The following is a 25,501-nucleotide window of genomic DNA, read 5'->3' on the forward strand; positions in this document are numbered from 1 at the left end:
TGCCTCCTGTCTGACGCGGGTCAGGCGTCGCAGACGGTGAACGCGAACGTGCGCAGCGTCCCGATCGAGCCGTCGGAGATGTCTCCGATCGGTGGCAGCTCGGCGTTCTCATCGACCGAGTTGAGGGCGTATTCGGTGCCGTCGGGCGCGGTGAAGCGCAGCACGGGATCACCCTTGCCGTTCTTCTCACAGCTGACGGTGCCGCGATCGACATCCAGGTTCCACGAGTGGCCGAAGTCATCGGCAGACACGTCTTGGGGGTTGCTGGTCGCGGTGCGGGTGGGGCCGTCTTCGGGGAAATCCTCGGAGTTCATCATCCCGTTGCATCCGGCGAGGCCGAGGGCGAGCAGTGCCGCGGCTCCCGCCGCGGCGGACATGCGGATGGTCGTGCGGTGGATGTTCATGCGTGCTCCTTCGGGATCGTGAGGGCCATGTAGCCGTCTTCGAGGTTGGGTTCGACGGGCGTCGCGTCCGCAGGCGGGGTGTCGGTGACGATCCGGTACTGCGTGCCAGCGCCAGTCGTGGTGGCGTTGACGACGGTGACGTGCTCGGGCGGTGGTGCGGTGCGGGACGCGGTGAGCCAGGTGCGGCCGCGGGCGGTGTCGATCAGCCCGTCGGTGGGTCCGTCGTAGCGCAGGCGTCCTTCTCGGAGGACGAACACGTAGGGGCAGGTCTGCGCCACGTCATCGAGGATGTGCGTGGACAAGATCACCGTGCGGTTCTGCCTGAGACTCGCCAGCAGAGTGCGGAACCGCATCCGTTCCTCGGGGTCCAAGCCCGCGGTGGGCTCGTCTACGACGAGCAGCTCTGGGTCGCCCATGAGTGCTTGCGCGATGCCCACCCGCCGACGCATACCGCCGGAGAACCCGCCGACCTTGCGATCTTTGGCGTCGTTCAGGCCGACCTGGGCGATCAGCTCACGGGCCTGCCGTCTGCGCTCGCTCGCGTTGTCGATGCCTTTGAGGACGCCGACGTAGTCGAGGAATTCGAGCGAGGTGAGGTTCGGGTACGGTTCCACGTCCTGCGGCAGATAGCCGAGCGACTTCTTCATCGCCCGGCGTGCCCCGGCATCGGCGAGATCATGGCCGTCGATGAGCACCCGGCCTCGGGTAGGCTGGACGATCCCGCACAGGATGCGCATCAGCGTGGTCTTCCCGGCACCGTTGGAGCCGAGAAGCCCGATCATGCCCTGCGGCAGGTCGAGGGTGACGTCATCGAGAGCTGCGGGCTTCTTTCGGAAGTCTTTGCCCAGATGGTCGATGGAGATGAACATGCGGGTTCCTTTCAACGCTTGGCCATGCGCCCGGCCAGCGCAGACCCGGCGGAGAGCAGAAGGACGATGATGACGAGCTGTGCAACCAGCGAGAGCGTCGCGGTCCAGACCGTGCCGTCGAACGCGAGCGAACCGGCGGGCGGGTAGATCGGGTCGATGTCGAAGTAGCCGCTGGCGACCGCGTCGCCGATCACGGTGAAGACCGTGCCGTTCGGCGTGGGCAGTGGGAGGATCGAGGACGAGAAGATCAGGAAGAACCAGACCAGCACGCCCGCGATACGGTCGAGCGCGCGGGGCAGGATCGCGCCGAGCAGCGCCGACAATGACATGGCGATCAGCACGCCGGGGGCGATGATCGTCGCAGTCACCGCCACCGCCACCGGGATCGACCAAGGATGCCCGCTGAGCGTCTGCACGACGCCCATGACCACGAGCACTGCCAGCGCCGGAACGACGACGACGACGAAGGTGCCGAAGATCCTCGCTGTGCGCAGGGCGAGGGGGCGTACCGGGGTCGAGGCTTCGAGTTCGCCCATGCCCAGCCGTGAGGGGGCGGTGAAGAAGTCGGCGAACGCGGCGGCGTAAGCGACGCCGGCGAACATCACGATCAGTTCCGCGGAGAACGCAAGGTCCTCGATGCCGCCGGTACCGGGCCGGGCCGGGGAGATGACCGCGAGCAGGGTGGCGAACGCGGTCAGCGGGATCGCGGTGAACCACAGCGCCTTCTGCCGCCGAGCGACTTTCGAGTGCGTGCGAGCGAGTGCGAGAACCGTCATGCCGCGACCACCTTTGCGATGTTGCGTTCCGCGTTCGCGAGCCGGTGCCAGACGGCGACGAGGAGTCCGGCCGAGATGATGAGCGGGATACCGCGCTGTTGCGGCAGCGGTAGGACGTAGGGGTCCCAGAGCATCGCGAGGAACGTCCATGCCGCCACGACCGCGATGGTGGTGGTCGCTGCCGTGCCCGCGAACGCCGCGGCCACCAGTGCGACGACGATCATGATCACGACCGCGCCGGCGGGCGACGCTACCGACGCCCATCCCTCGTCGCGTGGCCAGACAGGCAGCGCGTGCAGGGGGAAGAACATCAGCACCGCACCGACCAGCCCGGACAGTGCCACCAGCCCGGCGCGAAGAAGCTGAACCTGACGGAACCCGGTCGGCGTGGACTCGTGCAGCTCGATCAGCGGGTCACCCGTGAGGGCGACCGCGGCACAGATGCCGGTGGCGATCACAAACACCTGCGCGAGCCAGTTCACTAGTGTCATCGCCTGAGACGGCGGCCAGGATTCGGCGGCGAACCAGCCGGCGAGGGCGACCACGGCCCCGGCGAGGATCGGTCCGCACAGCACCATCAAGCCGACACGTCGACCCTGTGCGTGGATCGCTGCTCTCGTCACTTCCTGCTCCTGAACTCTTGAGAATCTGCACCTACAAGGTCAGTAGCGGGGTGAGGCGGATCGGTTCACGCGGATTGCAGTCCGCTGATCGCGGCCCGCCGAGCCGTCGTGACGGCCGCGACCAGTAGGGCCGCGCCTGCCCCCAGCAGGCCGAACGGGGTCAGCGCGTTCCACAGAACCCCGGACAGGCCGAAGAAGAAAATCGCTTCGGACACCGGGGCGGCCATCGGGATGAGCACCAGCCCGGCGGCGATGCCGGCCCAGGGTGCGACCCAGATCGAGGCGAACGTCGCGGCTCCCGCGACCAGCGCGACCGGGAACAGCCAGCTCGCGACGACCTCCGGCAAGCCGCTCGTATACCCCCAGGCCGATACCAGGCCGGATGCCGCAAGCCCGGTGACGGCGTCGACGACCAGCACGAGAGCGATCCGCGCGAGCACCACCACCTGCGGGCCGAGCGGTGTCGCCAGGGCGATCGCGTCGGGCTTCGCGGACGACAGCGCCATCGTCACCGTGACCGCGATCCCGGCGAGTATCACCGAAGCAAACCCGGTGTCGCCAGCCGATCCTCCCTGCGTCACCCCGAAGAATCGAGCCGCGAAGATCGCCATCGTCATAGTCACCAGAGCGACCGGCAGGATCAGCCACGGCACGACCCGCACCTGCGCCCATGCCAGAACCGCTGCCAACTTCGCGCTCCGCCGGGCAGACCACCGGGGAGCATCCATCGGAGATGGTGCGCTCGCGATCCGACGCCGGATCAGATCGAACGCGGGCGCCTCGCCCTGTTCGCTCTCCCAGCGGCGCAGCACCTCACGGAAGGGCTCATCACAGCCGGACCCAGGACTGTGCTCAGTCATCGTTCCTCCTCAGCTCCTCGCGCAGCAGGCGCCGGGCGCGAGACACCCGGCTCTTCACCGTTCCGCGCGGGATGCCCACCAGCTCTGCGATGTCCTCGTACGGCAACTCATGCACCCAAGCCAGCCGAACGACCTCGCTCAAATCGGAAGGAAGAGATCCCAACGCCGCCAGAAGCGCATGGGTCTCTTCGGCGGACGCCACCAGGTCGGCAGGATCGCCGTCGTCCGCCGGGATCGCGTGCTCGGTCTCATCGAGCGGCACCTGGGTCAGACGCTTGCGCCGGGTGTACGCGTAGATCTGCCGCTTCGCGATCCCCAGCAGCCAGGTCAGCACCCGGCTGTCGTGCCGGAACGCGCGCGCCGATCGCCAGCAGCCCAGCCACACGTCAGCAGTGGCCTCCTCTGCGACCCCGCGGTCCGGCGTCCGAGCCGCGACGAAGCCGAACACCACCGAGCCGTACCGCGCGTGGAGTTCAGCGAGGGCGCGCTCATCGGCGGCACCGATCCGGAGGAGCAACGCCTCATCCGTTTCGACCGCTGAACCTGACCACGCCACTCTGTACTCTCCGCCTCCCACGACCTGGCACTGCCCATCGCAGCTCTCACTCAGTCAGTAGCGCCCACCGGCCAGCCGGTTCACGAGCACTAATCGACCAGGGACGAGCGGTGACTCGCCTCCAACGTAAGCCGCGCGTTCCCGGCGTCGCGTAGCACTCAGGTAGCGTCAGCATCATCCGTGAGCATGATCGTGTGAGCGGGGAGCAAAGGGCTCGAGAGCGTGCACCAGACACACGACGGTGCCGGCCGCCATGCCCCGGACGCCGCTCTACGGGTGAAGTATCTGGGCGTGACCAATGGCAGTCATCCCGATGGGTTCTCTCGTGTGATGCGACGACGAATACCTGCCATCTGCCCGGACGCGAGACGTTGCTCGACAACACCAGACTCGATCCATGCGGCAGCTTGAACCTGTGCTGGGTCGAGCTCGAGATCGGATCGGCCTCTTTGGAGACTGGGACGACGAACAGGTCGAGCAACGCCGACGACTCCGCGAACCGGCCGACCCACCTCAAGTCCCGAGGCGTGACCGTCAGGCCGGTCTCGTCATGAAGCTCGCGGACTGCGGCTTCGGGACTCGCCTGGCCGGCAAGCGCGCTCTCGCCAGGAAACTCCCATGCAAGGGGGAATCCTTCGTGGGGGTGCGCTGAGCTCTCTCTTCAGGCCGCTGCCAGGAGGAGCCCTCGTCCTCGAGTCGCCGACCGGCACTGTGCTCCTGCCCCGAATCTCGGTACGCCCGTTGCGTGCCCGGCAGACTTGGCGGCATGCCCGGTCGGAGCTTCGAGTGGCACCCGTTCGCCCGGGCGCACGTGATCACGGCGATGGTCGCCCTGGCAATCGTCCTCGCGGTGCTGAGTCCGGAATACGGCTACCACCGCGACGAACTTTACTTCCGGATGCTGCCGCCGGCCTGGGGATACGTCGATCAGCCGCCGGTCACACCCTTGCTGGCTCGGGCCGCGGTCTTCCTGTTCGGCGACAGTGTGGTTGCGGTGCGGATCGTGGCGCTGGCGTGCGCGACGGCATCCTTGCCGCTGTTGGCGCTGATCACTCGGGAGGTCGGCGGTTCGCGGCTTGCCCAGGCCCTCGCCGTGTGGGGGATGGCGGGGGCGACGCTGACGTTGATGTTCGGGCACGTCCTGCTCACCACCAGCCTCGACCTTGTGGTGTGGCCGGCGGTGCTGCTTTTCGCGATTCGTGCCGTGGGCCGCGACGACGGCCGATGGTGGCTCGCGACCGGCACGGTGATCGGGGCGAGCACCGCCAACAAGCTGTTGGTGGTGGTCCTGATGATCGGCATCGCGGTAGGTCTTGCGCTGCTCGGTCCGCGCCGGTGGTTCGCCTCGCGATGGCTCTGGGGTGGTGTGGCGATCGCCGGGCTACTCGCCGTCCCGAGCGCGTTCTACCAGGCGACGCACGGCTGGCCGCAACTCGCGATGGGTGCGGCGCTCAGCGGCGACAACTCTGGCGAGGTCCGGATCATGATGTGGCCGATGCTGGTGCTGCTTGTCGGCCCGGTGCTCGCCGTCTTCTGGGTGGTCGCCGTCGTCCGCCTGCTCCGTCGGCCGGCGTGGAAGCCGCTGCGGTTCCTCGTGATCGTGTTCGGTGTCGTCGTGCTGTTCGTCTTCATCGGGGGGACACAGTTCTACTACACCGCCGGAGTACTCGGTGCGCTTGTAGCGGTCGGTGCGGCAGGTGTGGCCGAGTGGGCTCACTCGCGGAGTCGGCGGATCGTGATCAGCATTCTCCTCGCCGTCAACGCAGTCGGTTGCGCGATCTCCGCCCTGCCGCTCCTGCCGGTGCAGATTTTCGGTGCGAGCGGCCTGGCGGCGGTCAACTCCGCCGCGGCCGACCAGGTCGGTTGGGAGCGCTACGCGGAGCAGGTGCGAGCGGTGGCGGCGTCCGTCGACGCTGATGTCATTGTCGCGAGCAACTACGGTGAAATGGGCGCGCTGGACCGCTTCGGATCGGGCGACGTACCAGTGGTGAGTGGGCACAACGCGCTGTGGGAGATGGGCCGGCCGGCGGACGATGCGGACACCGTGGTCATCGTCGGAGGCCAGGCGAGTCGCGCGCAGCGGTGGTTCGGCTCGTGCGAGGTCGCCGGCGAGCTGGACAACGGGGTGAACGTCGAGAACGAGGAACAGGGCATGCCGGTGTTGGTGTGCACCGACCCGCACGAGCGGTGGCCTGAGCTATGGGACAGGTTCCGCCATCTCGACTGATGTGTGAATCCCTGGCTTCCGTTACCGCGCCTTTGCGGCTGAGCCCCGAGCCACCCACGGCGCCTGGCCGACTCGGCCGCGTACAACCGCCCGACGCACACGGCGCTCGGCGTGCTCGCGGCCTACGGTGGCGTCCTCGTCGACGGCTTCCGCCCCGGACCGCTGGGACCTCATCGTCGTCACCATCTGCCTCATCGGCATCGCCATCATCATGTACCCACCACGACCCGCCGAGTGACGCCCACCTTGCACGACGACCCGCCACGCTCGAGATCGTGCAAAGTAATCAGGGGTGTCTGTTCAATCTGTGCTGCAAGTCGACATTTGTCGATGCACCGCGAACCGGGCGGAAGCCGACTCCGTACCTGATGTAGGTTTCCGCGCTCTGGACAGGCCGTATGGTGTTGATCGCGGGACCAGGGTTGGCCGGAAGCGTCGAAGGGGTCCAGCCGATGTCGGGCGACACCAGCATGTCGGGCGGGCGCGGTGTCGATCTTCCCCGTCCGCGTTTCAGCCGGTTCTACGCCCGGATCAGCGAGGCGCTTGAGGCGGAGGGGTTGGCCGAGTTGCGCCGCGAGATGCTCGCCGAGCTCACCGGCACGGTGCTGGAGGTGGGCGCGGGGAACGGGATGAACTTCCGGCACTACCCCGGCGGCGTGACCGATGTGATCGCGGTCGAGCCCGAACCGCACCTTCGCTCGTTGGCCGAGCGTGCGGCGAAGTCCGCGCCTGTCGCGGTGGTCGTTCGCCCGGGTACTGCGGGGCGTTTGCCGCTGCCCGACGCCAGTGTCGACGCAGCTGTACTGTGTCTCGTCCTGTGCTCGGTCGATGACCGCCCGGGGGCGCTCGCCGAGATCCGGCGCGTCGTGCGCCCTGGCGGCACGCTGCGCTTTCTCGAGCACACGATCGCCGATTCGGCGGCCTTGCGAATCGTCCAGCGCATCGCGGATGCCACCGTCTGGCCTCTACTCGCCGGTGGCTGCCACACCGCCACCGATCCGGTCGCGGAGCTCACAGCAGCGGGCTACGACATCACCACGTCTCGCCGCCTGCGGTTCCCCGACAGGCGATTCACCCAGCCCTCGAGCCCACACGTCCTGGGCATCGCCAGCCGGTGATCCCGGACGGGGATGATGCGTCAGGATGGCGTGATGCAGGCCCACACTCCGACGGATGTCATCTTCATCGGCGGCCGATCCGGCGTGGGCAAATCGTCTCTCGCCGCCGAGGCGCACCAGATGTTGGCGCGTGCCGACGTCCGCCACGCCGTGATCGAAGGGGACAACCTTGATCAGGCGTATCCGGAGCCGTGGCGTGCGGGCGTCGACCTCGCCGAGCAGAACCTCGCGGCGATGTGGAAGAACTACCGAGCGGCTGGCTACTCGCGCCTGATCTTTACGAACACCGTCAGCGTACTGAGGGTTCGGGAGCTGGCAGCCGCGCTCGGCACAGAGGTCCAGCCCTTCACCGTGTTGTTGACCGCGACTGATGCGACCGCAGCCCACCGACTCGCACAACGCGAAGTCGGCACTGCACTGAAGCAACATATCGACCGCAGCAACGCCGCAGCCCGAAAGCTCGACGCCGCCCCCGACACAGTCCTGCGAATCACTTCCGACGGGCGCTCGGTGAGCGACGTCGCGCGTGAGGTCCTTGCAAGGGCCGGTTGGCTGTGTTTGCGCAAGCTGGCATGAAGCTGCCCAGTTCACCCTGCCCTTGCTGGGTCGAGCGTTCGCACGATGGCCATACGTCACGGCGTGACGTGTGAATCTCGTTCGCCACGCCCTGTGCGCGTGTCCGTATCAGGCCAGCGCGATGAGGACTGTCGCGCCGAGTGCAGCCACCAGTCCGACGGCCTGAGACCGATGAATCCGTTCGCTGAGAAACAACAGTCCCACGATCACCGGGACGACTGGGTATAGCGAGGACAGCACGACGGACACCGTGACGAATTCGGTTCGGAGCGCATACAGGTAGGCGGCCAGTGCGGCCGCGGCGAGCACGCCCGCGCCGAGGCTGAGGGTCAGAGCTGACAGGGACGACGTGGCGGGTTTTCGCGCAGGTGCGTTCCGAATCAGGACGACTGCCGCCAGGAGGATCGTCATCACAGCAGTGGCGCGACCGCTGAGAATCGGCCAGAGGCCTGAGGCCGGATCGGCCTGCGCGAGGCATAAATACTGAATCGCGATGCCTCCGCTTGCGGTGAGTGCGTCATAGATGGAATGCCGCGAAACAGAGGTTGCGCCGAAGGTTCCTTTGCTGATGGACCAAAACGCCGGCAATGCGATAAGGATGCCGACCCACGTAACAAACGCAGGTCGTTCACCGAGGAAAGCTACGCTGACGACCACGGGCAGCGTGACGCCGCCGACGGCGCTGATCGGCACGACGACCGACATTGCGCCGCGGCTGAGGCCGCGAAAGAGGAACGTCATGGCCAACCCGGTACCGATGCCGGATCCTGCCCCCAAGCGGCGGCGACGCCGGGTGTGGGCGGGGGCCCCGTCGCAAACATGATGATCGCGGTCAAGCAAAGGCCGGCGAGCTGTCCGAGCAGAGCGACACGAACGAACGAGAGCCGTCGAGATGCCAGGCCGCCGATGACATCCGAGACCCCGTAGCTCAGCGCGGAGGCCAGTGCCAGAACGATGCCCACGCGTCAGGTCTCTTCAGCGCGCTCGCACTCACCCACGGGGCAGGGGGCAGACCGCGTGCAGCTCTTACGATCGCAGAGTCGGCAGATGCGCTGCCCCTCGCCCACCTCGGCGTAAACGTGCGCCAGCAGCTTCTCCAGCAAGCCCGCCAACGTCTGCTGATCGCTCTCGTCGAGCTTCGAGACGACGCCAACCAGTGGCGTGTTGCGGCCAGTGAGCAATTGTCGCGCCAACGCACTTCCCAGGCGGGTCGGCCGAACGGTTACCCATCGTCGATTGACGGAGCTCGGCACCTTGGCGACGAGGCCGGCGGTCTCGAGTGAGTCAACCATCCGCGCAGCAGCCGGCTGGCTCAGCTTCACCCGGCGGCCGAGTTCACTCACGCTCAGGCCGGGATGTGCCGCGAGCGAGACCAGGGCTGCAGCGCTGCTGGTGCTCAGCCTTCTTGCCTGGGTCGCCGCACTCAGGGAAAGGTCCGTCAGCGCCAGGGACGCCGCCCCAAGGAGGTTCGCAGTACGCTCCACGTCATGCATAGTGCATGATGACATGCGCCATGCATGATGTCACCCCTGACGTTGGTGAACGACCAGGTTCATCGATTCCGACATGTGGTTTACTTAACTAAGTAAACCCTGTGCCACAAGGAAGACCACTCCCGTGCAAGCCCCATCGACAGCCGCGACCGCTCGGCGGACGCAGATCATCGCGGCCACCATCGAGGTCGTCGCTGAGGTCGGGTATGCGCGGACGACCTTTGCTCGCATCGCCCGCCGCGGCGGCCTGAGCAGCACGCGGTTGATCTCCTACCACTTCGCCAGCAAGGCGGAGCTGATGCGCGCGATCGTCGATGACACGTACCGCTCGATCAACGACTTTCTCCTCGACCGAGCGCGGACCGACGCTGCCTCCCGCCCGATCCAGCCACCGGAGGATGGACGGCCCGTGTCTCCGCCACTGTCGGCGTCCGCGGAGTTACGGGCGTACATCAGGGGGGTCACCGCCTACGTCGATCAGCACCGTGCCCGGATGCGGGCGTTCGGGTCGATCGTCTCCGCCGTGCACGACGACCCGGACAGCCCGGCCTTGGCGCAGGCCGATCCGGACGGTGCGGTGATGATCTATCTGACGAGGCTGCTCCGGCGCGGTCAGGATCTCGGTGAGTTCCAGACGGCTGATCCCCTCGTCCTCGCCTCCATGGTCCAGCGCACCTTGGAAGGATTGCCCCAGCTCCTGCGTCACCGACCAGACCTGGACACACAGGTTTACGCCGCCGAACTCGCCGACGCGGTGACCCGGGCCGCCGGTGAGCGGCACGGAACGACGACATGACGACGCCGATGCCCACCAACCAACTTCGGGAGATGCTCCGGCGGATCGGTCTCCAGCGGCCGGTCCGCGTCGATGCGGGCTCCCTGCGCGACCTCCACCGGGCGTGGCGCCAGCAGGTTCCCTACGAGAACGTCGACATCCAGCTGGGCCGTCCGATCAGTCTTGATCAGGACCGGCTGCACGAAAAGATCGTCAAGCGGCGCCGAGGTGGCTATTGCTTCGAACAGAACGGCGCGTTGGCGGTGCTCCTGCGCGCCTCCGGGTTCCAGGTGACTCTGGTCGAGGGTGCCGTGCTCCGCGAGCAACGGGGAGAGGACACCTGGGGCAACCACAACGTGCTTCTGGTCGACGTCGGCCTCGACCGTTGGGTCGCTGATGGTGGGATCGGAGACGGATTTCTCGACCCGATCCCGTTACGGGAAGGAGTGCACCATCAAGATGGGTACGACTACCGGCTGGAGCGTCTTGACTCCTCGACCTGGCGCTTCCACCACCACCCCGGCGGCTCGATCGCGTCCTACGACTTCCGGACCGAACCACGCACACTGGCCGACTTCTCTGCCCGCAACCTTGCGCTCTCGACGTCACCGGACTCGCCATACGTCCGGCTCCTGGTGATCGCTCGTTCGGTCGGCGGGGAGACCTTGCTCCTGGTGTCCCGTACCCTCCGGCGGATCGGCCCTGACGGGGCCAGCGCCCGGACGATCCCCGACAAGGACGAGTTCGCCCGGGTCCTCGCAGACGAGCTGCTGGTACCGGTCGGCGACATCGGGGCGGACGGCGTCGATCGTCTCTGGGCCGCTGCCAGCGAGCAGCACGACGGCTGGCTGCAACACAGCCGCGCCGTACGCGGGCGTGACCGATAACCGTCACCCGTCTCGCATGACACGGCGGTCACCCCGGCCTGCGACCGAGAGCCCTCGATTCAAGGTTCACTCACCGGCCGCAAGTGAGGCACCGGCAGCTCCCGCGGCAAGGACATACCGTGCGGCGTAGGCACTCACCGTGGGATCGGGTGCGCAGACCTGGCCGAACAGCAGGCCGTCGATCGTCGCACTGACAAATCGCGCGCCGGCCTCGGACTGGGCCCCGGGGAGCGAAGCCGCTATCCGGGTGACGAACGCGTCGCGGGCGACGCGGACGCGAGCTTGCAGATCGGGATCGCCCGCAGCGTGCAGATACAGGTGGAACCGGGCTCGGACCCGGTCCGGATCCCGAAGCGCGGCGTCGACGACCTGTTGGGCGCGATCCAGCAGGTCGCGGGAATCTGTGGCCTCGTCGCGCTCGTCGGGGTCGACCTCGAGGACCAGCGGCAGCTCGACGTCGACGAGGTGCGCGAGCACAGCGTCGACCAGCGCGGCACGGGTGCCGAAGTAGTACTTCGCCGAGCCCTGGGCCAGCCCGGCCCTTTGCTCCACCTTGCGATGGGTCAGCGCCCGCATCCCACCGTCGGCAAGCTGCGTGATGGCCGCCTCGATGAGCCGCGAGCGGGCTTCGCGCCCCCGGTCGGTGCGGCCCGCCTCGCCACGTGCGGTATCTTCCACAGTTGTGGAAGATACGCGATTGGTGTCCTCGCTGCTAGGCGACTGGTTGGTCCGGCGGGCGCAGCGTCCGGTACCGGTCGTCCGGGCGCGGGTAGGTCGGCAACGGCTTGTGTATCTGCTCGGGCCGGAGGCGAACAAGATGATCTTCGGCCACGACGAGCTCTTCCGGGTCCGGGAGGCGTTCGCTTCGCTCGAGGTCGTCGACGGCCCGACGTCGGTGGTGCTCTCGGACGGGCCGGACCACGCGCGGCGGCGCGGGCTGATCCGGCCATCCCTGGCGCCGCGGCGGATCGACGGCTACTTCGATGCCATGGCGTCCTCGGCGGACGAGGCACTGGACGCGGTTGAGCCCGGCGCCGTCGTCGACGCCTACGCCCTCTTTCGGCGAGCGATCCGGCGCTCCACTCTGCGGGCACTGTTCGGCGAGCGGCTTGCCGGCCATGCCGAAACCTTGGGCGACGTTCTGCAACCGCTGATCGACCTGTCGGACACGCTGCTGCCGGTGCTCACCGCGAAACGGCGACTGAACACTCCAGCCTGGCGCCGAGCGATGCGCGCCCGGGACACGCTCGATGCGTTCATCGATGAGCAGATCGACGGCGAACGCCGACGAGGCGACAGTACGTTCCATGACCGCGGGCGCAGCGCGTTGTCGACGCTTGTGCACGGTCGCGACGGCGCCGGCTCCGGCCTGAGCAACCCCGAGATCCGGGACCAGGTCGTGACGATGATCGCCGCCGGGTACGAAACCACCAGCGCCGCGATGGGTTGGATCGTCTACCTCCTGGCGACGCACCCGGACTGGCAGCATGACGCGCGTGCCGAGGCCGCCGACGTGTTGGGTGGCCGGCGCCCGGAGCCGGGTGATCTCGAGCGGCTCCCGCTTCTGCGCGCGATCGTCGACGAGACGTTACGGATGTACCCACCGGCGATGATCTCCGCGCGATATGTGGTCACCGGGTTCGGCTTCGCGGGACGAACCGTCCGACCAGGCGACCTGGTGCTTTTCAGCCCGTACGCCACCCATCGCGATCCGCGGGTGTACGAGGGTCCGCGTGACTTCCGACCCGACCGGTGGCTCGAAGGCGACCGGCGTTCGTCGCACGAGTATCTGCCGTGGGGTGGCGGCAAGCATCGCTGTCTCGGATCCGGTCTGGCGACCACCGAGCTCACGGTGATGCTCGCGCGGCTCCTGGCTCGAGGCGCGTTCGAACTGCGCGGCGGGCCGCGAACCACCCGCAGCTTCGCCGCCATGCGGCCCCATCCAGGTGTCCGGATCGCCTTCATCGAACGGGGCCGAGCGTGACGTCCTGCGCGGCACGCTCGGAACCTTGGTGCCTCAGCTCCGAGCGGTGGAAGGACAGACCGTGACCGTCATCTCGGCCGCGATGCGACTTAAAGCCTGAACGCCATCCGAGCTAGCGTCCGGCCTGGGATCGACCCACTTGGGGATCTCCCCACGGTGACGGCACCGAACCGGGCGTAGAACGCCTCCGCCCCCGGGTCGGCGTCGAGACCGACCTCCCGTACGCCTTGTGCCCGGGCACCGCCGAGCGCGGATCTCAGCAGGGCGGCGCCGACGCCCGTACCGATCCACGGCAGGTCCACGAACAACGAGTGGAGTTCGCCCCGCTCGCCGCGCAGTACCAGCAGGCTGAACCCGGCGACATCGCCGTGGACCTCGGCCACGGTCACGTCGCGCAACTGGTCCTCGCTCACGGCCAACTCCTCACGGCAGCTCTCGAGGAACTCGGCAGAGTAGCCCCAATACCCCTTGGACCGCAGTGCAAGGGCCGAAAGCAGATGCCCCTCTCCGGGGTGTGCGGGACGGAGGGTCGGTTCGGTCACAAACCGCCACCCTAGGGTGCCACTGACACTCGGACACGTCCTTTTCCGGCTAGTGCGCGATCGGTCAGTCGCCCGATGCGCCGGTCTGCGACTCCGTCGTGACGATGGCGGCAGCGGATCGCCGTCAGACCGATCGCGGGGCGTACATGATGACCGCGACCCCGACGAGGCAGATCAGTGCGCCGGTGACGTCCCACCGATCGGGTCGGAAGTCATCGACGAGGACGCCCCAGAGCAACGATCCGGCGACGAAGACCCCACCGTAGGCGGCGAGGATGCGACCGAAGTGCGCGTCGGGCTGGAGCGTGGCGAAGAAGCCGTAGAGGCCGAGGGCGATGACGCCGGCACCGATCCACAACCAGCCGCGGTGCTCGCGGACGCCTTGCCAGACGAGCCAGGCGCCGCCGATCTCGAAGAGGGCTGCGACAGCGAAGAGGATGATGGACCGGGTCACGGTCATCGGGTGGCCTCCTTGCCGGGGACAAGGTCGTCGAGCATGGTCCGCGCCTCGGGCGGGGCGGTGATGGTCAGGTCGAATGTGGTTCCGCGCAGGTCGATCCGGAAGCCGAAGAAGCCGCAGCAGCTCTGCTCGGCGGCCGCGAGCGCAGCAGCCCGTTCGAGCTCCGCCGTCGGGAGGTTCACCCGGATCCCGCCGGGAACGCTTCTCCGCGGAGCTTCGGTGAGCAGAGCGTGCCAGTCCTTGAGACGTGCCGAGTAGTCACTTCCGTCGAGCGAGCAAGCGATCGGAGTCGTTGTCTCAGTTGCCAACGGGAGGTCGGAATCGTTCCGGTCGAGGAAGGAGCACGTGGCATCGCATGGGCCACTCCGGTTGGGCAGCGCGTCCAAGCGTTCGAGAGCGGCAGCGAGCTTGGTGCGCAGGGCTTCGAGCGCGGCGATGCGCTCGTCGACCTGTGCGCTGTGCTCGATGAGCATGGGGCGGTATGTGGCGCGGACGCTGTGACACGGCTCGGACTCCCAGGCGGTGACGAGCTCGCGAACCGACTGCAGCGGTAGGTCGAGATGTTTGGCCTGGTTGATGAACGCCAATCGGTCCACCGCGGCCTCGCCGTAGACCCGGTAGCCGTTACTCGCTCGGTCCGCAGGTAGCAGACCCGCACTCTCGTAGTAGCGCAAGGTCGACGTCGGCACACCGGTCCGCGCCGCCAGCTGCGAGATTCTCATGGACTCGACGCTAAACCTTCGAGTGGGCTCGAAGGTCAAGGTCACCAGCACTCCTGAAGGGCACCCTCACGCCGAGACCGACGCGCGGCGTCCGCAGCGCGGTTACGATACGAAACGTGCCGTATACAAATGACCGAACTGGTGGATCGCCCGGTCGTCCGCGAGACCCCGAGCTGGAACGACGGATCACGTGGGCCGTGCTCGAGATGCTTGGCGAGCACGGGTACGAGGGCGTCACCTTCGAGGCAGTCGCTCGTCGTTGCCAGACGTCGAAAGCCAGCCTGTACCGGCGGTGGAGCTCCAAGCGAGACATGGTGATCGCCGCCGTCAAGGCGGGCCCCGCTCAGGAGTCCACCACCGGGCTGCCCCACGGCGCCTCCCTCCGAGAGGACCTGCTGATGTTGTGCGGCCGCCTCGAACGCACCATGGCGGCCGCCGACAGTTCGACGGCAATGATGCTCCTCCAGGCCGGACTCGAGGATCCCGAACTGTGCGACGCGATCGAGGAGTCCGTCGGCCCGACGGGGGCCAGGTTGCCGCAGCCGATCATCGACGCCGCGGTGGCGCGCGGCGAGCTGCCGGAGGGGGTGAGCCCGTTCGCGTTCGAAGAGGTCGTCGGAGCCGTCCTGCTCCTCCGCAGGGCGAACGGACTCCTCGTCGACGAGGAGTACCTGAGCGCGCTGATCGACACCGTGATCGTGCCCGCCCTCGCCGCCTCAGCGGCCAGCACCGCCACACTGCCCGCCGGGATCTTCTCCGGCCACCCCGAGACCCGCCCGACCGACCCGCCCCAGGAGACCCCGTGAGCGCATCCATGACCATCGACAGCTTCGACTACCGCACCCTGGCGGGTGACGGCGGGGTGGACATCAACGTCGCCGTCGGTGGCCACGGGCCGGCGGTCGTCCTGCTCCACGGGTTCCCGCAGACCCACTACATGTGGCGCCACGTCGCGCAGAGCCTGGCCCGTGACCACACAGTGGTCGTCCCCGACCTTCGCGGCTACGGCGACAGTGACAAGCCCCCGGCCGAGGACCCGACCACCTACTCCAAGCGCACCATGGCGGCCGACGTCGTCGCGATCGCCCGCGAGCTCGGGGTCGAGCACTTCGGCCTCATCGGACACGACCGCGGTGCACTCGTTGCCGTGCGCGCCGGACTGGACCACCCCACCGCCGTGGATTACCTGGGCATCCTGGACGTCCTGCCGACCCTCGACACCTGGGGCGTCCTCCACGGCGTCGACGCCAAGGTCGCCTGGCACCTCTACCTCATGGCACAGCCCCCGGGCCTGCCCGAGAAGATGATCGCCGCCGTCGCGCCCGAGTTCTTCGGCTCCTTCCTGGACGCCTGGGACCCGACGGGCGCGACCTTCAGCGCCGAGGAGCGCGACTACTACGTCACCAGCTCGACCGCCGCGATCGACTCCATCGTCGCCGACTACCGCGCCACCGCCGGCATCGACCTCGAGATGGAGGCCGCTGACCGGGAGCGCGGGGCGCAGTTGACGATGCCGGTCGGGGTCATCTCCCAGGACTGGGGCTCCCAACTCGGCTTCGACGCGTCCGACCTCTGGCGCGCGTGGGCGCCCGATCTGACCTACCAGGCCACGACAAGCGGGCACTTCATGGCCGAGGAGAACCCGGAGGAGATCACCCGCTTCGTCACCGGCATCGAATCGCGAGCAGCGGTCGCGCCCCGCTGACCGGTTCGCCGCCCGAGGGCCGCCGGGCGAAGCGTGCGGCGCGCGGTCGCCTTGCTCACGCGATCCTACGCACGAGGCGACTGCGGCGGAGCAGAGCGGCCAGGCCCCAGCAGGCGGGCAATGAGAGCGACGCGAGTGCTGCGAACTTGACTATCGCTGGAGCGGGCACCTCCCGGAGCAGGAGCGCAACTACGACAAGGACGGCCGGGTGGATGACGTAGACGGCAAAGGCGTTGTCCGACAAGAACTGCCGTTTTGGCCCTCGGCCCGGTGCGAATCGGCGGAAGGCGACCAGGACGACGGCACTGATGCCGACACCAAGGACCGCCATTGCGAACCCGCCGGCTATGCCAGCCACCACCGGGTCCGGTGACAGCGCGAACGGTGCCAGGAGGAGGAGTGCAACCAACGAGACGCCGCCGCCCAGAGTGGCGATTGACGACGGCATGCGTTCCAACCAGCGTCGCCGGGCCGCAAGCACGCCGGCGGAGAACATCAAGGCGTACTGGGGGAGAAAGGCGGGAGTGGGCAGTCCGACGACAGGCCAGTAGGTGCCGTCCGGAACAATCTGACGCCACAGTGCCATCAGGACGCCCATGATCAGGATCAGGCCCGTCACCGTACGGGCTGCGACCATGCCGGGCAGCCTGCCGTCCGACGCGGATAGTCGTGCACACCGTCGAACCGGAACCCACCGCCGGCAACCGGCATAGAGCAGCGAGAAGATCAGGAGTACCTCGAGGAACCAGGTCGGTCCGGGGTCCATCGTGGTCATGTAATGCGTCAGGTACGGCAGTGCACTGTCGCTGTAACGCCAAGACCAATAGTCGGCCACAGGGCGGACGACAACCATGAACACAAGGATCGGTACACCGAGTCGGATCAACCGTTCCCGAGCAAACCCACCGGGCCCCTTGCGATCGACGGAGGCAGGCACGAAGTACCCAGAGATGAGAAAGAAGAGGCCCATGAAGTAGCTCTGATTGGCGACAACCAGGATGTCCAACACCGAACCCGACGGGTCCCTCGACGGCTCGTTGTAGAACCAGATCGGAATGTTGCCGTAAGTGAGGGCGCAATGATGGGCGACGACCAGCGCGGTCAGCGCGATGCGCACCGTATCGATCCAGTACAGGCGGCCCTGCTCAGCAGGTCGACGGACGGCGGATGCCGAACTCGCAGGATGCTCGGAGTTCATCTGTGTTCCTCAGTGTCGGGCTCTGTGGCCGGCGGAACGCACTGACGCGTCCCATGCGGGGCGAAGGTGCAAGGACAAAAGCAATACGGTCGTATTGGGAACAAGGCGATGCTACCGTATCGCGATACGTGCGGAAGGAGTCGCGTGGGCCGGGGACGCGGTGAGCAGCACGAGGCGCAAGTCCGCTTGCTGGGTGATGCAGCGCTACGCGTGCTTGCCCGGGATGGGCTCCCCGGCCTGACGTTCCGGACGGTCGCCACCGAAGCGTCCGTCTCCCCGGGCCGCGTTCAGCATTACGCCCGGTCGAGTGCTGGATTGCTTGCCCTGACGTTCCAGCGCATCCGGGAACTGACCGCCGAACGCGTGCGGGAGGCGGTTACTTCCCTCCCCTCACCCGCTCCCGCCGACGTCGTCGAGGCGACGCTGCTGGCCCTGATCCCGCAGGGGGAGCGGGACCGGACAATGCTCCGCGTTGCCGCCGCCGTGGAGCTGCACGCACTGACCGACCCCGAACGGGCCGAGGAGTTGCGAGGTGGCCGCGCTGAGTTGATCGGCTTTCTTGCCGATCAACTGGCGCGCCTCCCCGAGGCGGCGGCAGCCGACCCGAGACATCTCACCCGCACGGCAACCGCCCTGCTCGCAACGGCAGAGGGCTTGTCGACGCTCACCCTCACGAACGCCATCGAGGCCGGCGAGGCGCGGCAGACGGTGGCCTCCTCGATCCGCGCTTTTCGCAGTCAGCTCACCGGCACGTAGGCGGGTCTCACTGTGAACTGAGCCTGTCGGGAAGAACACGGTCAACAGCTTCATCGTTTTCGACGGCGCAGCGTCTGTGAAAGGTTTCGGACGTCGTCCGCCCGGTCTACGCTGTCCTGGGTGAGTGACTCGACGAGGATGTGCTGGAGCACGCCCATGGGGCTTTCACTTCGTCCGAAGCAAACCACCGACCGGTGGCGCAGCGGGGTATTGGGAGCGCTTACCGCGGCGCTGGTGGCCCTTCCCGGGGTCGCGACAGCTCCGGCGGTGGCCGCTGGGGAGTTTTCCCCGGCGTCGACCTCCTGGACCTCACCGGACCGTGGGTGGGTCCTGGGTTGGAGGCCCTGCGGTGACGATCTGTGCCCGCACCTTCTCCGCACCACCGATGGCGGCGAAACCTGGATCGAGGCCGGCGTCCCCGATCTGCAGGTACCGGAAGGCGGCGATGAGGTCAGGGTCTTTTTCGCCGAACGCGGAGGCCACACGTTCGGGGTCATCACGACGGGCGAGGAGCTATACGTCTCCCGAGATGACGGCCGGACATGGCACAGTAGGGACCTCGGAGTCGACCGGATCGGAGCGGTCGACGCCACCGCATTCCACGTCTATGTGGCCGGACTGTCCGAGGGCGGCTCCGGGGTGCGAACGCAGTACTTCCGCACTCCGGTGCTGACCGAGCGGTGGGAACCCGTTCGCGAGCTTGCTGCCACCGGCCTAGGAACGGCCGGCTCGACCCAGACGGACCTCGCATCGGACGGCTGGGTCCTACAGGCGAGCACTGCCACGTTCGACGGGGTGAACCGCGTGTGGATCTCGCGCCCGCCCGGCCGGTTGGTCGACGCGAGCCCGTGCGAGAGCCTCGCAAGCACCCATGTGGGCGTAGCCGATCTGCGCCGGCAGTTCGTGCTTTGTAGCTCCAACCCCGGTATGGGGTACATGGACAAGGAGTTGCAGGTGACGACCGACGGTGGCGAGACTTTCGAGCCCGTGGCAATGGCGCCGCGCGACGGACTGACCAGCGATTTCGCCGTCGCCGACTCGGAGACGATCGCTATCGGCGCCACCGCAGGCGATGCCGGGATCGTCGAAGCCTCCTTCGACGGCGGAGCGAGCTGGGAGTTCACCCTGTTCGAACCGGACACCGGGCCAGTGACCGACTTGGACTTCCAGGACGCCGAGCACGGCACGCTCGTCGCCGGTCAAGCCGCACTCGGTACCTCTCAACTGTTCCGCACCGTCGACGGTGGCCACACCTGGCAGCCGGTGGACGTCACCGTCGGCTGAACGACTGCGGCACCGGAGTATGCGGCGGCGCTCGCCGAGCGAGCAAGCGGGTGCACGTCCAGGAAGCGTTCCTAGAACTGCTCTATGAGGTGAATCCGGCCAAGAAGCCGGTCTCGACCAAGAGTCTGCTGCGTGGTGATGAGTGGCCGGCGCACCATGGCCTGCGCCCCGAGGAATCCGGGCAGGGGGGACCAAGTCTGAGTCGCGCAATAGCGCAGGAGGACGGCGTCCCGCGGACGTGCACCCAGCACACGTCACGCTCACGCAGGTGGATGAGGCGGTGTGGGCTCGCCGGATCGTGCGCGTCATTTGCAGCACACTCACCGTGGACAGCAATGCGCCCTACCGCTTCCGGGCCAGGCTGCGTTACTTGAGCTCTGGTTCCGGTTCGAACCGCCCTGTCCGCCGACCTTCGTGGACGTCGGTGACCGTAAGCGTGCGCGTGTAGTCCTCCCCGTCAGGGCCGATCAGACCGAGATCGTGTTTGGCCCGCAGGGCCGTCGCTTCCGGGTCCACCTGTGTCCGCAGCAAGGCCTCAAGTTCCGCGACGATCTCCTGGTATCGCGGGTCGGCGGCCAGGTCGTTCATCTCCTGCGGGTCGGCGGCCAGGTCGTACAGGCTCGGGCGCTCGTTGCAGTAGTGCGTGTACTTGTAGTCGCCCTTTCGGATCATGTACCAGCTGTCTTTGAAGAAGTTGCCGTGGAATTCCGAGAAGACGAACTCGCGCACCTGTTCCCCGCCTCGAGCGAGCGGAAGCAGGCTGTGGCCACGGCGATCTGACTCCGTCTCGAGGCCGGCCATGTCGAGGACGGTGGGGTAGAGATCGACGAGCGAGACCGGCTCTTCGCATGCCTCTCCCATCGCGAGCCCCGGTCCACGCACGATCAACGGCACGCCGACGGAGCCCTCGTACGAGCATTGTTTGTAGAACAAGCCGTGTTCGCCGAGACTCTCACCGTGGTCCGAGGTGTAGATGACGTAGGTGTCGTCGTAGAGGCCTTGGACCTTCAGCTCGTCGATGATCTGACCGATCCGGTCGTCCAGGGCGGTGATCATCCCGTAATAAGCCGCGACGGTGCGGCGTACGTCCTCTTCGGTGAGGCCGTCGATGCCCTGGCCGCGTTGGAAGTGCCGCAGCGCGGGGTGAAGCGACTCGTTCGGGAACGAAGCATCGAAAGGGAGCTCGATGTTGTCAGGGTAGTAACGATCGAAATACTCCTGCGGTACACAGTACGGCCAATGCGGGAACAGCAGTCCGACGTAGAGCGCCCAGGGCTGGTCACGGTCACCGCGTCCCTTGTCGCGGAGGTAGTCGACGGCCCAGTCGGTCACGATTCGGTCATGGTCGTAGAAGCCGTACTTGTCGTTGTGCCCGTCACTGCCGTCGGTGATAAGGCCGGCGCGGACGCCGGAGTTCATGATGTGTGCGCGCTTGTCCGGCCGGACGTAGCCGTCGAGTCGGTCCAGCAGCGGCGTGCGCCGCGGGTAGGGCGACCAGGCTGGGCGTCGTTCGATGATCTTGTGCTCGCCGAAGCCCGCGTCCTGGTAGTCGCCGCACAGATCCAGCTTGCCCAGCATGGTGGCCGGGACGCCTGCGGACTCGAGGCGGTGTGCCCAGGTCGTCTCCGCGCGATCGAGCGGGATGTACAGGAACCAACTGTCGACGTCGCTGGCGTACTTGCCCGTCATGAAGCTCATCCGGCTGGGCACGCACACCGGGGAGTTGCAATACGCGTTGGTGAACGCGGTTCCGCTCGCCGCGAGTGCGTCGAGGTTGGGGGTCTCGACGTACGGATGCCCTCGGTAACCGGACATCAGCGGGTGGTGCTGGTCGCTGCAGATGACGAGGATGTTGGGGCGGGTCATGCCTCTCCTGGGAGCGAGTGTGCCGGTCGGGGTACGGGTGCGGTCGGGTGCTGCGAAGCGCGCCGTCGGCACGCTTCGACGGCGCCTGCGGCGGCCACAGCGGACACCGCTAGCACGGCCGGGTGGGCCGTCGACGCGAGCGCGATCCCGACGGCTGCGGCACAGGCGACGACGGCGGTCAGCGGGGACCGTGCGGTCAGTCGGACAGCGCGTCTTAGCGCCTCGCGCACGGTGACGTCGTCGGCGGCGAGGCTCGGCAGCCAGAACACGGTCAGCGTTCCCGCGTTGAGCAGGACGGCGAACATCAGCGTGAGGAAGATTCGCCGATGCTCGCCGAACTGGCCGGAGATGGCGATGTTCGCCCAGGCGAGCACGGCGGCAGCCGCGATCACAGCACCGATGAGCTGGCTCCGCCAGAACAACTTGCGGATGTGCTGTGCAAACGCCCGCGCCGACGGTGGCTCGCCAGCCGTCTGCCAACGATGCATAGAGGCGAGCAGGGCACCGGTGGCTGCCGGCATAGTGACTAGTGGCACGGCTAGGAGGAGCCACATGACGTTGAGGTAAAGCGCGCTGAATCCGGTCTGGACCCAGCTCGAGAGCCGATCCGCGATCACATCTTGCTCCCGGTGGTGGCGATGCCGTCGACGATCCACCGCTGGAAGCCGAGAAAGAGCGCAAACGCCGGGACCAGCGAGAGCAGGCTCATGGCGAAGAGCGGCCCCCAGGACGACTCTCCGGTCGCATCCATGAACATCCGCAGCGCCAGGGGAACGGTGTAGATCTGCGTGTCGCCCAAGTAGATCAGCTGTCCGAAGAAGTTGTTGTATGACCAGATAAAGCTGAAGATCGCCGTCGTGACCAGGGCAGGCCGCAGCAGCGGAAGAATGATGTGCCAGAAGATGCGGGGTGGTCCGCAGCCGTCCAGGCGGGCCGCCTCATCCAGCTCGATGGGCAGTCCGCGAATGAACTGGACCAGCAGGAAGATGAAGAAGGCCTCGACGGCGAGGAACTGCGGCACGATGAGCGGATAGAACGTGTTCACCAGGCCGAGACGGTTGAAGATTGTGTACTGCGGCACCAGGGTGACGTGTACCGGCAGCATCACGGTGAGCAGCATGACCGCGAACCAGAAGCGGCGCAGGCGGAAGTTGAGCCGTGCGAACGCGTAGGCAGCGAGCGAGCACGAGAGGACGTTGCCGATCACGGCGGCGAGCGAGATGAACAGCGAGTTCGCGAAGAAGACGTCGAACGAGACGCCTAGTTCAGTCCACCCCTCCGCATAATTGGCGAAGTCCCAATCGTGTGGCAGCAGCTGCGCGGAGCTGAAGATCTCCGTGTCATGCTTGAACGAGCTGGTCGCGAGCCATAGCAGCGGGTAGATCATCACCACCGAGCTGAGGATGATGACGGCGTGGCCCGCCAGCCGACGCCGGCCGCTCGCCCGGTCCATCGGCCGGGCGGGCGCGGCCGATGTGCCGACGGCGGCATGTTCGACGACGTCACTGCTCATGGTGCACCCACAACCTGCTGAGGGAGAAGTTGGCTGCGGTGAGTACCGCGATGATGGCGAGCAATACCCATGCCAGCGCCGAGGCGTAGCCCATCCGGAAGTTCACGAACCCCTCTTGGTAGAGGTACAGCGTGTAGAACAAGGTTGACTCGGACGGCCCCCCGCTGCCGTCGCTGATGATGTACGCGGGGGTGAACGCCTGGAATGACTGGATGAGCCGCAGCACCAGATTGAAGAAGATCACGGGCGTGAGCAGTGGCAGCGTGATGGAGACGAAGCGTCGAACGGCGCCCGCCCCGTCGACGGCCGCGGCGTCGTAGTACGTCGCCGGGATCTGACGTAGTCCGGCGAGGAAGATGACCATCGGTGCACCGAACTGCCACACATGCAGCACGATGAGGGTCGACAATGCGGTGCCCGGGTCGGCGATCCACGCCGGGCCGTCGATCCCAACCGTGGCCAGCAGGGTGTTGACCAGCCCCTGACCGCCGAATACCTGCCGCCAGAGCACGGCGACAGCCACACTGCCGCCGAAGAGCGAAGGCAGGTAGAAGACCGAGCGATAGAAGTCCAGTCCTCGCAGGCCGCGGTTCAGGCACATCGCGACTGCGAGCGCGAAGGCCAGCTCGAGCGGCACACCGACCAGGACATAGGTGAACGTGACCTTCAGCGACTGCCAGAACTCCGGGTCCGCGGTGAACATCCGGATGTAGTTGTCGAGCCCCACCCATGCGGGTGTGGTCAGCAGATCGAAGTCGGTGAAGGACAGGAGAAGCGAGGCGACCAGGGGGCCGAGGGTGAGCAGGAAGAAGCCCAGGAACCACGGCAGCAGGAACAGGTAGCCCCAACGGTTCTCGGTGCGGTCGGTCCGTCGTTGCGCTCGCAGGGCTGGCTGGTGCGGCACGCTTTCGCCCGGGCGGGGGCGGGTGGTCATCGTGCTCATGAGAGGATCCGCTCCGCCTCGGTGAAGAACGTGCGGACGGCGTCAGCCAGGGGCAACCGCCCGAACCCGACGTCCTCGTTGAGTGTCGGCAGCACCTGCGTGAAGAGCTCGCCGGCACCTGCGGGTTGGGGGAATACCGGTCGCGGCTCGGCGGAACGGGCACGCTCGAAGTCATCGATGGTGCGACGCACCACGGCGTCGGCACCTTCGCGTGCACGCCCGCGCAACTCGGGCACCACCGGGATGCCGTGCTCGATCACGAGACCGTCCACGCTGCCTTCATCGGTCAGCACGAAAGAGCAGAAGTCGCCGGCGAGCTGCGCAACCTCGGGGGTGGTCCGCGCGGAGATCGCCCACCACTCGATCGGGACGACCATGACTCCGGGCGGGCCGCTCGTATCGGCGAGCGGAAACGGCAGCAGGCCGAGCTCGTCATCGGTCAGCCCCTGCAGTCCGAGCATGCCCTTGGCGGACGCCGTGGAACTGACCGCGGCTTCCCGGGTGATGACGGGAAAGTTCTCGAAGCCACCGCCCTCTGCAGAGCGTGTCATAGGCACGCACGCCTCAGTCTCGCGGAGCTCCTGCCACCAGGCCAGCCACTCGGCGATCGTCTCCTCGCTGAAGCCGAGACGGCCGTCCCGGGTGAACGGATCCTCGCCGCGCGTGCGCGCGAATGCTTGCAACGCCCAGTGGCTGCCGCCGAGATCTGAGGTTCCGTAGGCGGTTCCGCCGCTCGCGTCGCGGACCTCGTGACAGAACGCGGTGTAGTCCCTCTGGAGCCACGAGTCGGGTGGAGTCGACACGCCCACCTCTCGCAGGAGGGAGTCATTGAACACCAGAGCCGGCGCGGTGGACAGCCCGGTCGGGATGAAGTGCACCTCGTCATCGAACGTGCAGGATTCGAGGACCTCCGGCTCGATCCGCTCGATGAGGTTGGGAATCAGGTCGGTCAACGCGGCCACGGAACCCCGGGCGGCGTACTCCGCCTGGCGCGCCAGCTCGATCTGGAAAACGTCCGGGGGGTTGCCGCCGGCAGTCTCGGTTGCCAGCTTGTCCCAGTACGGCGCGTAGGCAGTGTGTCGGGTGTTGATGACGATGCCGTGATTTCGCTCCTCGAACCGTCGAGCGGCGTCAATGGTGTACCGCGCCCGGTCGCCTTCGACGTACCAGAAGAAATCCAACGCGTTCTCGTTCGTTCCGGCAGCGGGGGTGAGACCGGCCTGGACGCCGCTGCACCCCGCGGCGGCAGCCAGCCCAAGGATGCTCAACCCACCGCCGACGAATCTGCGCCGACTCATTCCAGCGTTGACCAGCACACCGTCCGGCGTGCTGGTGTGAGCTTGCGTCACGTCGCCTCTCTCCCT

General features: G+C 67.2%; 29 protein-coding genes and 2 pseudogenes. 11 read left to right on the forward strand and 20 right to left on the reverse strand.

Annotation, left to right across the window (positions count from 1 at the left end; translation table 11 throughout):
* Positions 1-20 precede the first annotated feature (20 nt).
* From ACFSE6_RS11910 to ACFSE6_RS11945, 7 genes and pseudogenes are all read right to left on the reverse strand, one after another.
* Positions 21-404 carry a hypothetical protein gene (locus tag ACFSE6_RS11910; protein ID WP_388007051.1) on the reverse strand — a complete coding sequence of 128 codons (384 nt, stop codon included), beginning with the start codon at positions 402-404 and terminating at the stop codon, positions 21-23.
* Positions 401-1,273 carry an ABC transporter ATP-binding protein gene (locus tag ACFSE6_RS18975; RefSeq protein WP_465254147.1) on the reverse strand — a complete coding sequence of 291 codons (873 nt, stop codon included), beginning with the start codon at positions 1,271-1,273 and terminating at the stop codon, positions 401-403. The genes ACFSE6_RS11910 and ACFSE6_RS18975 overlap by 4 nt, the downstream gene beginning before the upstream one ends.
* A gap of 11 nt (positions 1,274-1,284) precedes the next feature.
* Positions 1,285-2,049, reverse strand: a complete 765-nt coding sequence (locus tag ACFSE6_RS11925; protein ID WP_388007054.1) for a hypothetical protein — start codon at positions 2,047-2,049, stop codon at positions 1,285-1,287.
* On the reverse strand, positions 2,046-2,672 hold the full coding sequence (locus ACFSE6_RS11930; protein WP_388007057.1) for a hypothetical protein: 627 nt from the start codon (positions 2,670-2,672) through the stop codon (positions 2,046-2,048). The genes ACFSE6_RS11925 and ACFSE6_RS11930 overlap by 4 nt, the downstream gene beginning before the upstream one ends.
* 65 nt (positions 2,673-2,737) lie before the next feature.
* Positions 2,738-3,325 carry a hypothetical protein gene (locus tag ACFSE6_RS11935; RefSeq protein WP_388007059.1) on the reverse strand — a complete coding sequence of 196 codons (588 nt, stop codon included), beginning with the start codon at positions 3,323-3,325 and terminating at the stop codon, positions 2,738-2,740.
* Between the two features lie 199 nt (positions 3,326-3,524).
* Entirely contained in the window at positions 3,525-4,049 is a 525-nt protein-coding gene (locus ACFSE6_RS11940) for an RNA polymerase sigma factor (RefSeq protein ID WP_388007062.1), read from the reverse strand.
* An 85-nt stretch (positions 4,050-4,134) separates the two neighbouring features.
* Positions 4,135-4,719, reverse strand: a pseudogene (locus tag ACFSE6_RS11945) (NUDIX domain-containing protein); the annotation flags it as partial.
* Between the two features lie 135 nt (positions 4,720-4,854).
* On the opposite strand from ACFSE6_RS11945, the gene ACFSE6_RS11950 reads away from it, so the two are divergent.
* From ACFSE6_RS11950 to ACFSE6_RS11960, 4 genes and pseudogenes are all read left to right on the forward strand, one after another.
* Positions 4,855-6,315: an ArnT family glycosyltransferase gene (locus ACFSE6_RS11950; protein WP_388007065.1), complete on the forward strand. Its 1,461-nt coding sequence runs from the start codon at positions 4,855-4,857 to the stop codon at positions 6,313-6,315.
* Positions 6,316-6,426: 111 nt separating this feature from the next.
* A pseudogene (locus ACFSE6_RS18980) lies at positions 6,427-6,553 on the forward strand (YnfA family protein); the annotation flags it as partial.
* Positions 6,554-6,767: 214 nt separating this feature from the next.
* Positions 6,768-7,433 (forward strand): class I SAM-dependent methyltransferase, encoded by a 666-nt coding sequence (locus tag ACFSE6_RS11955; RefSeq protein WP_388007068.1) that lies wholly within the window; start codon positions 6,768-6,770, stop codon positions 7,431-7,433.
* Positions 7,434-7,466: 33 nt separating this feature from the next.
* Positions 7,467-8,009 (forward strand): AAA family ATPase, encoded by a 543-nt coding sequence (locus tag ACFSE6_RS11960; RefSeq protein WP_465254150.1) that lies wholly within the window; start codon positions 7,467-7,469, stop codon positions 8,007-8,009.
* A gap of 108 nt (positions 8,010-8,117) precedes the next feature.
* On the opposite strand, the gene ACFSE6_RS11965 is transcribed toward ACFSE6_RS11960, so the two are convergent.
* Both ACFSE6_RS11965 and ACFSE6_RS11970 read right to left on the reverse strand, forming a co-directional pair.
* Complete coding sequence (locus tag ACFSE6_RS11965) at positions 8,118-8,750, reverse strand: EamA family transporter (protein ID WP_465254148.1); 633 nt, start codon at positions 8,748-8,750, stop codon at positions 8,118-8,120.
* Between the two features lie 224 nt (positions 8,751-8,974).
* Complete coding sequence (locus ACFSE6_RS11970) at positions 8,975-9,502, reverse strand: MarR family winged helix-turn-helix transcriptional regulator (RefSeq protein ID WP_465254149.1); 528 nt, start codon at positions 9,500-9,502, stop codon at positions 8,975-8,977.
* Between the two features lie 124 nt (positions 9,503-9,626).
* Between ACFSE6_RS11970 and ACFSE6_RS11975 the strand changes: the two genes are divergently transcribed.
* Both ACFSE6_RS11975 and ACFSE6_RS11980 read left to right on the forward strand, forming a co-directional pair.
* A complete protein-coding gene (locus ACFSE6_RS11975) occupies positions 9,627-10,298 on the forward strand; it encodes a TetR/AcrR family transcriptional regulator (protein ID WP_388007080.1) in 672 nt (223 codons plus the stop codon).
* Complete coding sequence (locus ACFSE6_RS11980; RefSeq protein WP_388007083.1) at positions 10,295-11,164, forward strand: arylamine N-acetyltransferase family protein; 870 nt, start codon at positions 10,295-10,297, stop codon at positions 11,162-11,164. Before ACFSE6_RS11975 ends, ACFSE6_RS11980 begins: the two co-directional genes overlap by 4 nt.
* A 66-nt stretch (positions 11,165-11,230) precedes the next feature.
* Here the strand turns inward: ACFSE6_RS11980 and ACFSE6_RS11985 are convergent, their stop codons facing one another.
* Positions 11,231-11,842 (reverse strand): TetR/AcrR family transcriptional regulator, encoded by a 612-nt coding sequence (locus ACFSE6_RS11985; RefSeq protein WP_388007086.1) that lies wholly within the window; start codon positions 11,840-11,842, stop codon positions 11,231-11,233.
* 22 nt (positions 11,843-11,864) lie between these two features.
* Here ACFSE6_RS11985 and ACFSE6_RS11990 point away from each other — a divergent pair, with 22 nt between their 5' ends.
* On the forward strand, positions 11,865-13,148 hold the full coding sequence (locus tag ACFSE6_RS11990) for a cytochrome P450 (protein ID WP_388007089.1): 1,284 nt from the start codon (positions 11,865-11,867) through the stop codon (positions 13,146-13,148).
* Positions 13,149-13,237: 89 nt separating this feature from the next.
* Here the strand turns inward: ACFSE6_RS11990 and ACFSE6_RS11995 are convergent, their stop codons facing one another.
* From ACFSE6_RS11995 to ACFSE6_RS12005, 3 genes are all read right to left on the reverse strand, one after another.
* Entirely contained in the window at positions 13,238-13,690 is a 453-nt protein-coding gene (locus tag ACFSE6_RS11995; RefSeq protein ID WP_388007092.1) for a GNAT family N-acetyltransferase, read from the reverse strand.
* A 124-nt stretch (positions 13,691-13,814) separates the two neighbouring features.
* Entirely contained in the window at positions 13,815-14,150 is a 336-nt protein-coding gene (locus tag ACFSE6_RS12000; RefSeq protein ID WP_388007095.1) for a YnfA family protein, read from the reverse strand.
* On the reverse strand, positions 14,147-14,872 hold the full coding sequence (locus ACFSE6_RS12005) for a MerR family transcriptional regulator (protein ID WP_388007098.1): 726 nt from the start codon (positions 14,870-14,872) through the stop codon (positions 14,147-14,149). Before ACFSE6_RS12005 ends, ACFSE6_RS12000 begins: the two co-directional genes overlap by 4 nt.
* Positions 14,873-15,078: 206 nt before the next feature.
* On the opposite strand from ACFSE6_RS12005, the gene ACFSE6_RS12010 reads away from it, so the two are divergent.
* Complete coding sequence (locus ACFSE6_RS12010) at positions 15,079-15,678, forward strand: TetR/AcrR family transcriptional regulator (protein ID WP_388007663.1); 600 nt, start codon at positions 15,079-15,081, stop codon at positions 15,676-15,678.
* A gap of 8 nt (positions 15,679-15,686) precedes the next feature.
* A complete protein-coding gene (locus tag ACFSE6_RS12015; RefSeq protein ID WP_388007666.1) occupies positions 15,687-16,577 on the forward strand; it encodes an alpha/beta fold hydrolase in 891 nt (296 codons plus the stop codon).
* 55 nt (positions 16,578-16,632) lie between these two features.
* On the opposite strand, the gene ACFSE6_RS12020 is transcribed toward ACFSE6_RS12015, so the two are convergent.
* Complete coding sequence (locus ACFSE6_RS12020) at positions 16,633-17,775, reverse strand: acyltransferase family protein (RefSeq protein ID WP_388007101.1); 1,143 nt, start codon at positions 17,773-17,775, stop codon at positions 16,633-16,635.
* A 144-nt stretch (positions 17,776-17,919) separates the two neighbouring features.
* Here ACFSE6_RS12020 and ACFSE6_RS12025 point away from each other — a divergent pair, with 144 nt between their 5' ends.
* Positions 17,920-18,531: a TetR/AcrR family transcriptional regulator gene (locus ACFSE6_RS12025; RefSeq protein WP_388007104.1), complete on the forward strand. Its 612-nt coding sequence runs from the start codon at positions 17,920-17,922 to the stop codon at positions 18,529-18,531.
* Between the two features lie 309 nt (positions 18,532-18,840).
* On the opposite strand, the gene ACFSE6_RS12030 is transcribed toward ACFSE6_RS12025, so the two are convergent.
* Positions 18,841-19,014, reverse strand: a complete 174-nt coding sequence (locus ACFSE6_RS12030) for a hypothetical protein (protein WP_388007107.1) — start codon at positions 19,012-19,014, stop codon at positions 18,841-18,843.
* Between the two features lie 126 nt (positions 19,015-19,140).
* Between ACFSE6_RS12030 and ACFSE6_RS12035 the strand changes: the two genes are divergently transcribed.
* Positions 19,141-19,815, forward strand: coding sequence for a WD40/YVTN/BNR-like repeat-containing protein (locus tag ACFSE6_RS12035; RefSeq protein ID WP_388007110.1), 675 nt, complete (start codon positions 19,141-19,143; stop codon positions 19,813-19,815).
* A 366-nt stretch (positions 19,816-20,181) separates the two neighbouring features.
* Here the strand turns inward: ACFSE6_RS12035 and ACFSE6_RS12040 are convergent, their stop codons facing one another.
* The 5 genes from ACFSE6_RS12040 to ACFSE6_RS12060 are packed head-to-tail and all read right to left on the reverse strand — an operon-like array spanning position 20,182 to position 25,486.
* Entirely contained in the window at positions 20,182-21,681 is a 1,500-nt protein-coding gene (locus ACFSE6_RS12040; protein WP_388007113.1) for a sulfatase-like hydrolase/transferase, read from the reverse strand.
* A complete protein-coding gene (locus ACFSE6_RS12045) occupies positions 21,678-22,337 on the reverse strand; it encodes a DUF624 domain-containing protein (RefSeq protein ID WP_388007116.1) in 660 nt (219 codons plus the stop codon). The genes ACFSE6_RS12040 and ACFSE6_RS12045 overlap by 4 nt, the downstream gene beginning before the upstream one ends.
* Positions 22,295-23,194, reverse strand: coding sequence for a carbohydrate ABC transporter permease (locus tag ACFSE6_RS12050; RefSeq protein ID WP_388007119.1), 900 nt, complete (start codon positions 23,192-23,194; stop codon positions 22,295-22,297). Before ACFSE6_RS12050 ends, ACFSE6_RS12045 begins: the two co-directional genes overlap by 43 nt.
* Positions 23,184-24,137 carry a carbohydrate ABC transporter permease gene (locus ACFSE6_RS12055; protein ID WP_388007122.1) on the reverse strand — a complete coding sequence of 318 codons (954 nt, stop codon included), beginning with the start codon at positions 24,135-24,137 and terminating at the stop codon, positions 23,184-23,186. The genes ACFSE6_RS12050 and ACFSE6_RS12055 overlap by 11 nt, the downstream gene beginning before the upstream one ends.
* Entirely contained in the window at positions 24,134-25,486 is a 1,353-nt protein-coding gene (locus ACFSE6_RS12060) for an ABC transporter substrate-binding protein (protein WP_388007125.1), read from the reverse strand. Before ACFSE6_RS12060 ends, ACFSE6_RS12055 begins: the two co-directional genes overlap by 4 nt.
* Positions 25,487-25,501: the final 15 nt, after the last annotated feature.

Source organism: Georgenia deserti (genome assembly GCF_042680605.1).
GTDB classification, from domain to species: Bacteria; Actinomycetota; Actinomycetes; order Actinomycetales; family Actinomycetaceae; genus Allobogoriella; species Allobogoriella deserti.

What these genes read in the sequence shown, in the direction of transcription:
- ACFSE6_RS11910 (WP_388007051.1), bottom strand. Translation starts at nt 404, where the DNA reads ATGAACATCCACCGCACGACCATCCGCATGTCCGCCGCGGCGGGAGCC.
- ACFSE6_RS18975 (WP_465254147.1), bottom strand. Translation starts at nt 1,273, where the DNA reads ATGTTCATCTCCATCGACCATCTGGGCAAAGACTTCCGAAAGAAGCCC.
- ACFSE6_RS11925 (WP_388007054.1), bottom strand. Translation starts at nt 2,049, where the DNA reads ATGACGGTTCTCGCACTCGCTCGCACGCACTCGAAAGTCGCTCGGCGG.
- ACFSE6_RS11950 (WP_388007065.1), top strand. Translation starts at nt 4,855, where the DNA reads ATGCCCGGTCGGAGCTTCGAGTGGCACCCGTTCGCCCGGGCGCACGTG.
- ACFSE6_RS11955 (WP_388007068.1), top strand. Translation starts at nt 6,768, where the DNA reads ATGTCGGGCGACACCAGCATGTCGGGCGGGCGCGGTGTCGATCTTCCC.
- ACFSE6_RS11960 (WP_465254150.1), top strand. Translation starts at nt 7,467, where the DNA reads ATGCAGGCCCACACTCCGACGGATGTCATCTTCATCGGCGGCCGATCC.
- ACFSE6_RS11965 (WP_465254148.1), bottom strand. Translation starts at nt 8,750, where the DNA reads ATGACGTTCCTCTTTCGCGGCCTCAGCCGCGGCGCAATGTCGGTCGTC.
- ACFSE6_RS11970 (WP_465254149.1), bottom strand. Translation starts at nt 9,502, where the DNA reads ATGCATGACGTGGAGCGTACTGCGAACCTCCTTGGGGCGGCGTCCCTG.
- ACFSE6_RS11980 (WP_388007083.1), top strand. Translation starts at nt 10,295, where the DNA reads ATGACGACGCCGATGCCCACCAACCAACTTCGGGAGATGCTCCGGCGG.
- ACFSE6_RS12000 (WP_388007095.1), bottom strand. Translation starts at nt 14,150, where the DNA reads ATGACCGTGACCCGGTCCATCATCCTCTTCGCTGTCGCAGCCCTCTTC.
- ACFSE6_RS12005 (WP_388007098.1), bottom strand. Translation starts at nt 14,872, where the DNA reads ATGAGAATCTCGCAGCTGGCGGCGCGGACCGGTGTGCCGACGTCGACC.
- ACFSE6_RS12010 (WP_388007663.1), top strand. Translation starts at nt 15,079, where the DNA reads ATGCTTGGCGAGCACGGGTACGAGGGCGTCACCTTCGAGGCAGTCGCT.
- ACFSE6_RS12015 (WP_388007666.1), top strand. Translation starts at nt 15,687, where the DNA reads ATGACCATCGACAGCTTCGACTACCGCACCCTGGCGGGTGACGGCGGG.
- ACFSE6_RS12020 (WP_388007101.1), bottom strand. Translation starts at nt 17,775, where the DNA reads ATGAACTCCGAGCATCCTGCGAGTTCGGCATCCGCCGTCCGTCGACCT.
- ACFSE6_RS12040 (WP_388007113.1), bottom strand. Translation starts at nt 21,681, where the DNA reads ATGACCCGCCCCAACATCCTCGTCATCTGCAGCGACCAGCACCACCCG.
- ACFSE6_RS12050 (WP_388007119.1), bottom strand. Translation starts at nt 23,194, where the DNA reads ATGAGCAGTGACGTCGTCGAACATGCCGCCGTCGGCACATCGGCCGCG.
- ACFSE6_RS12055 (WP_388007122.1), bottom strand. Translation starts at nt 24,137, where the DNA reads ATGAGCACGATGACCACCCGCCCCCGCCCGGGCGAAAGCGTGCCGCAC.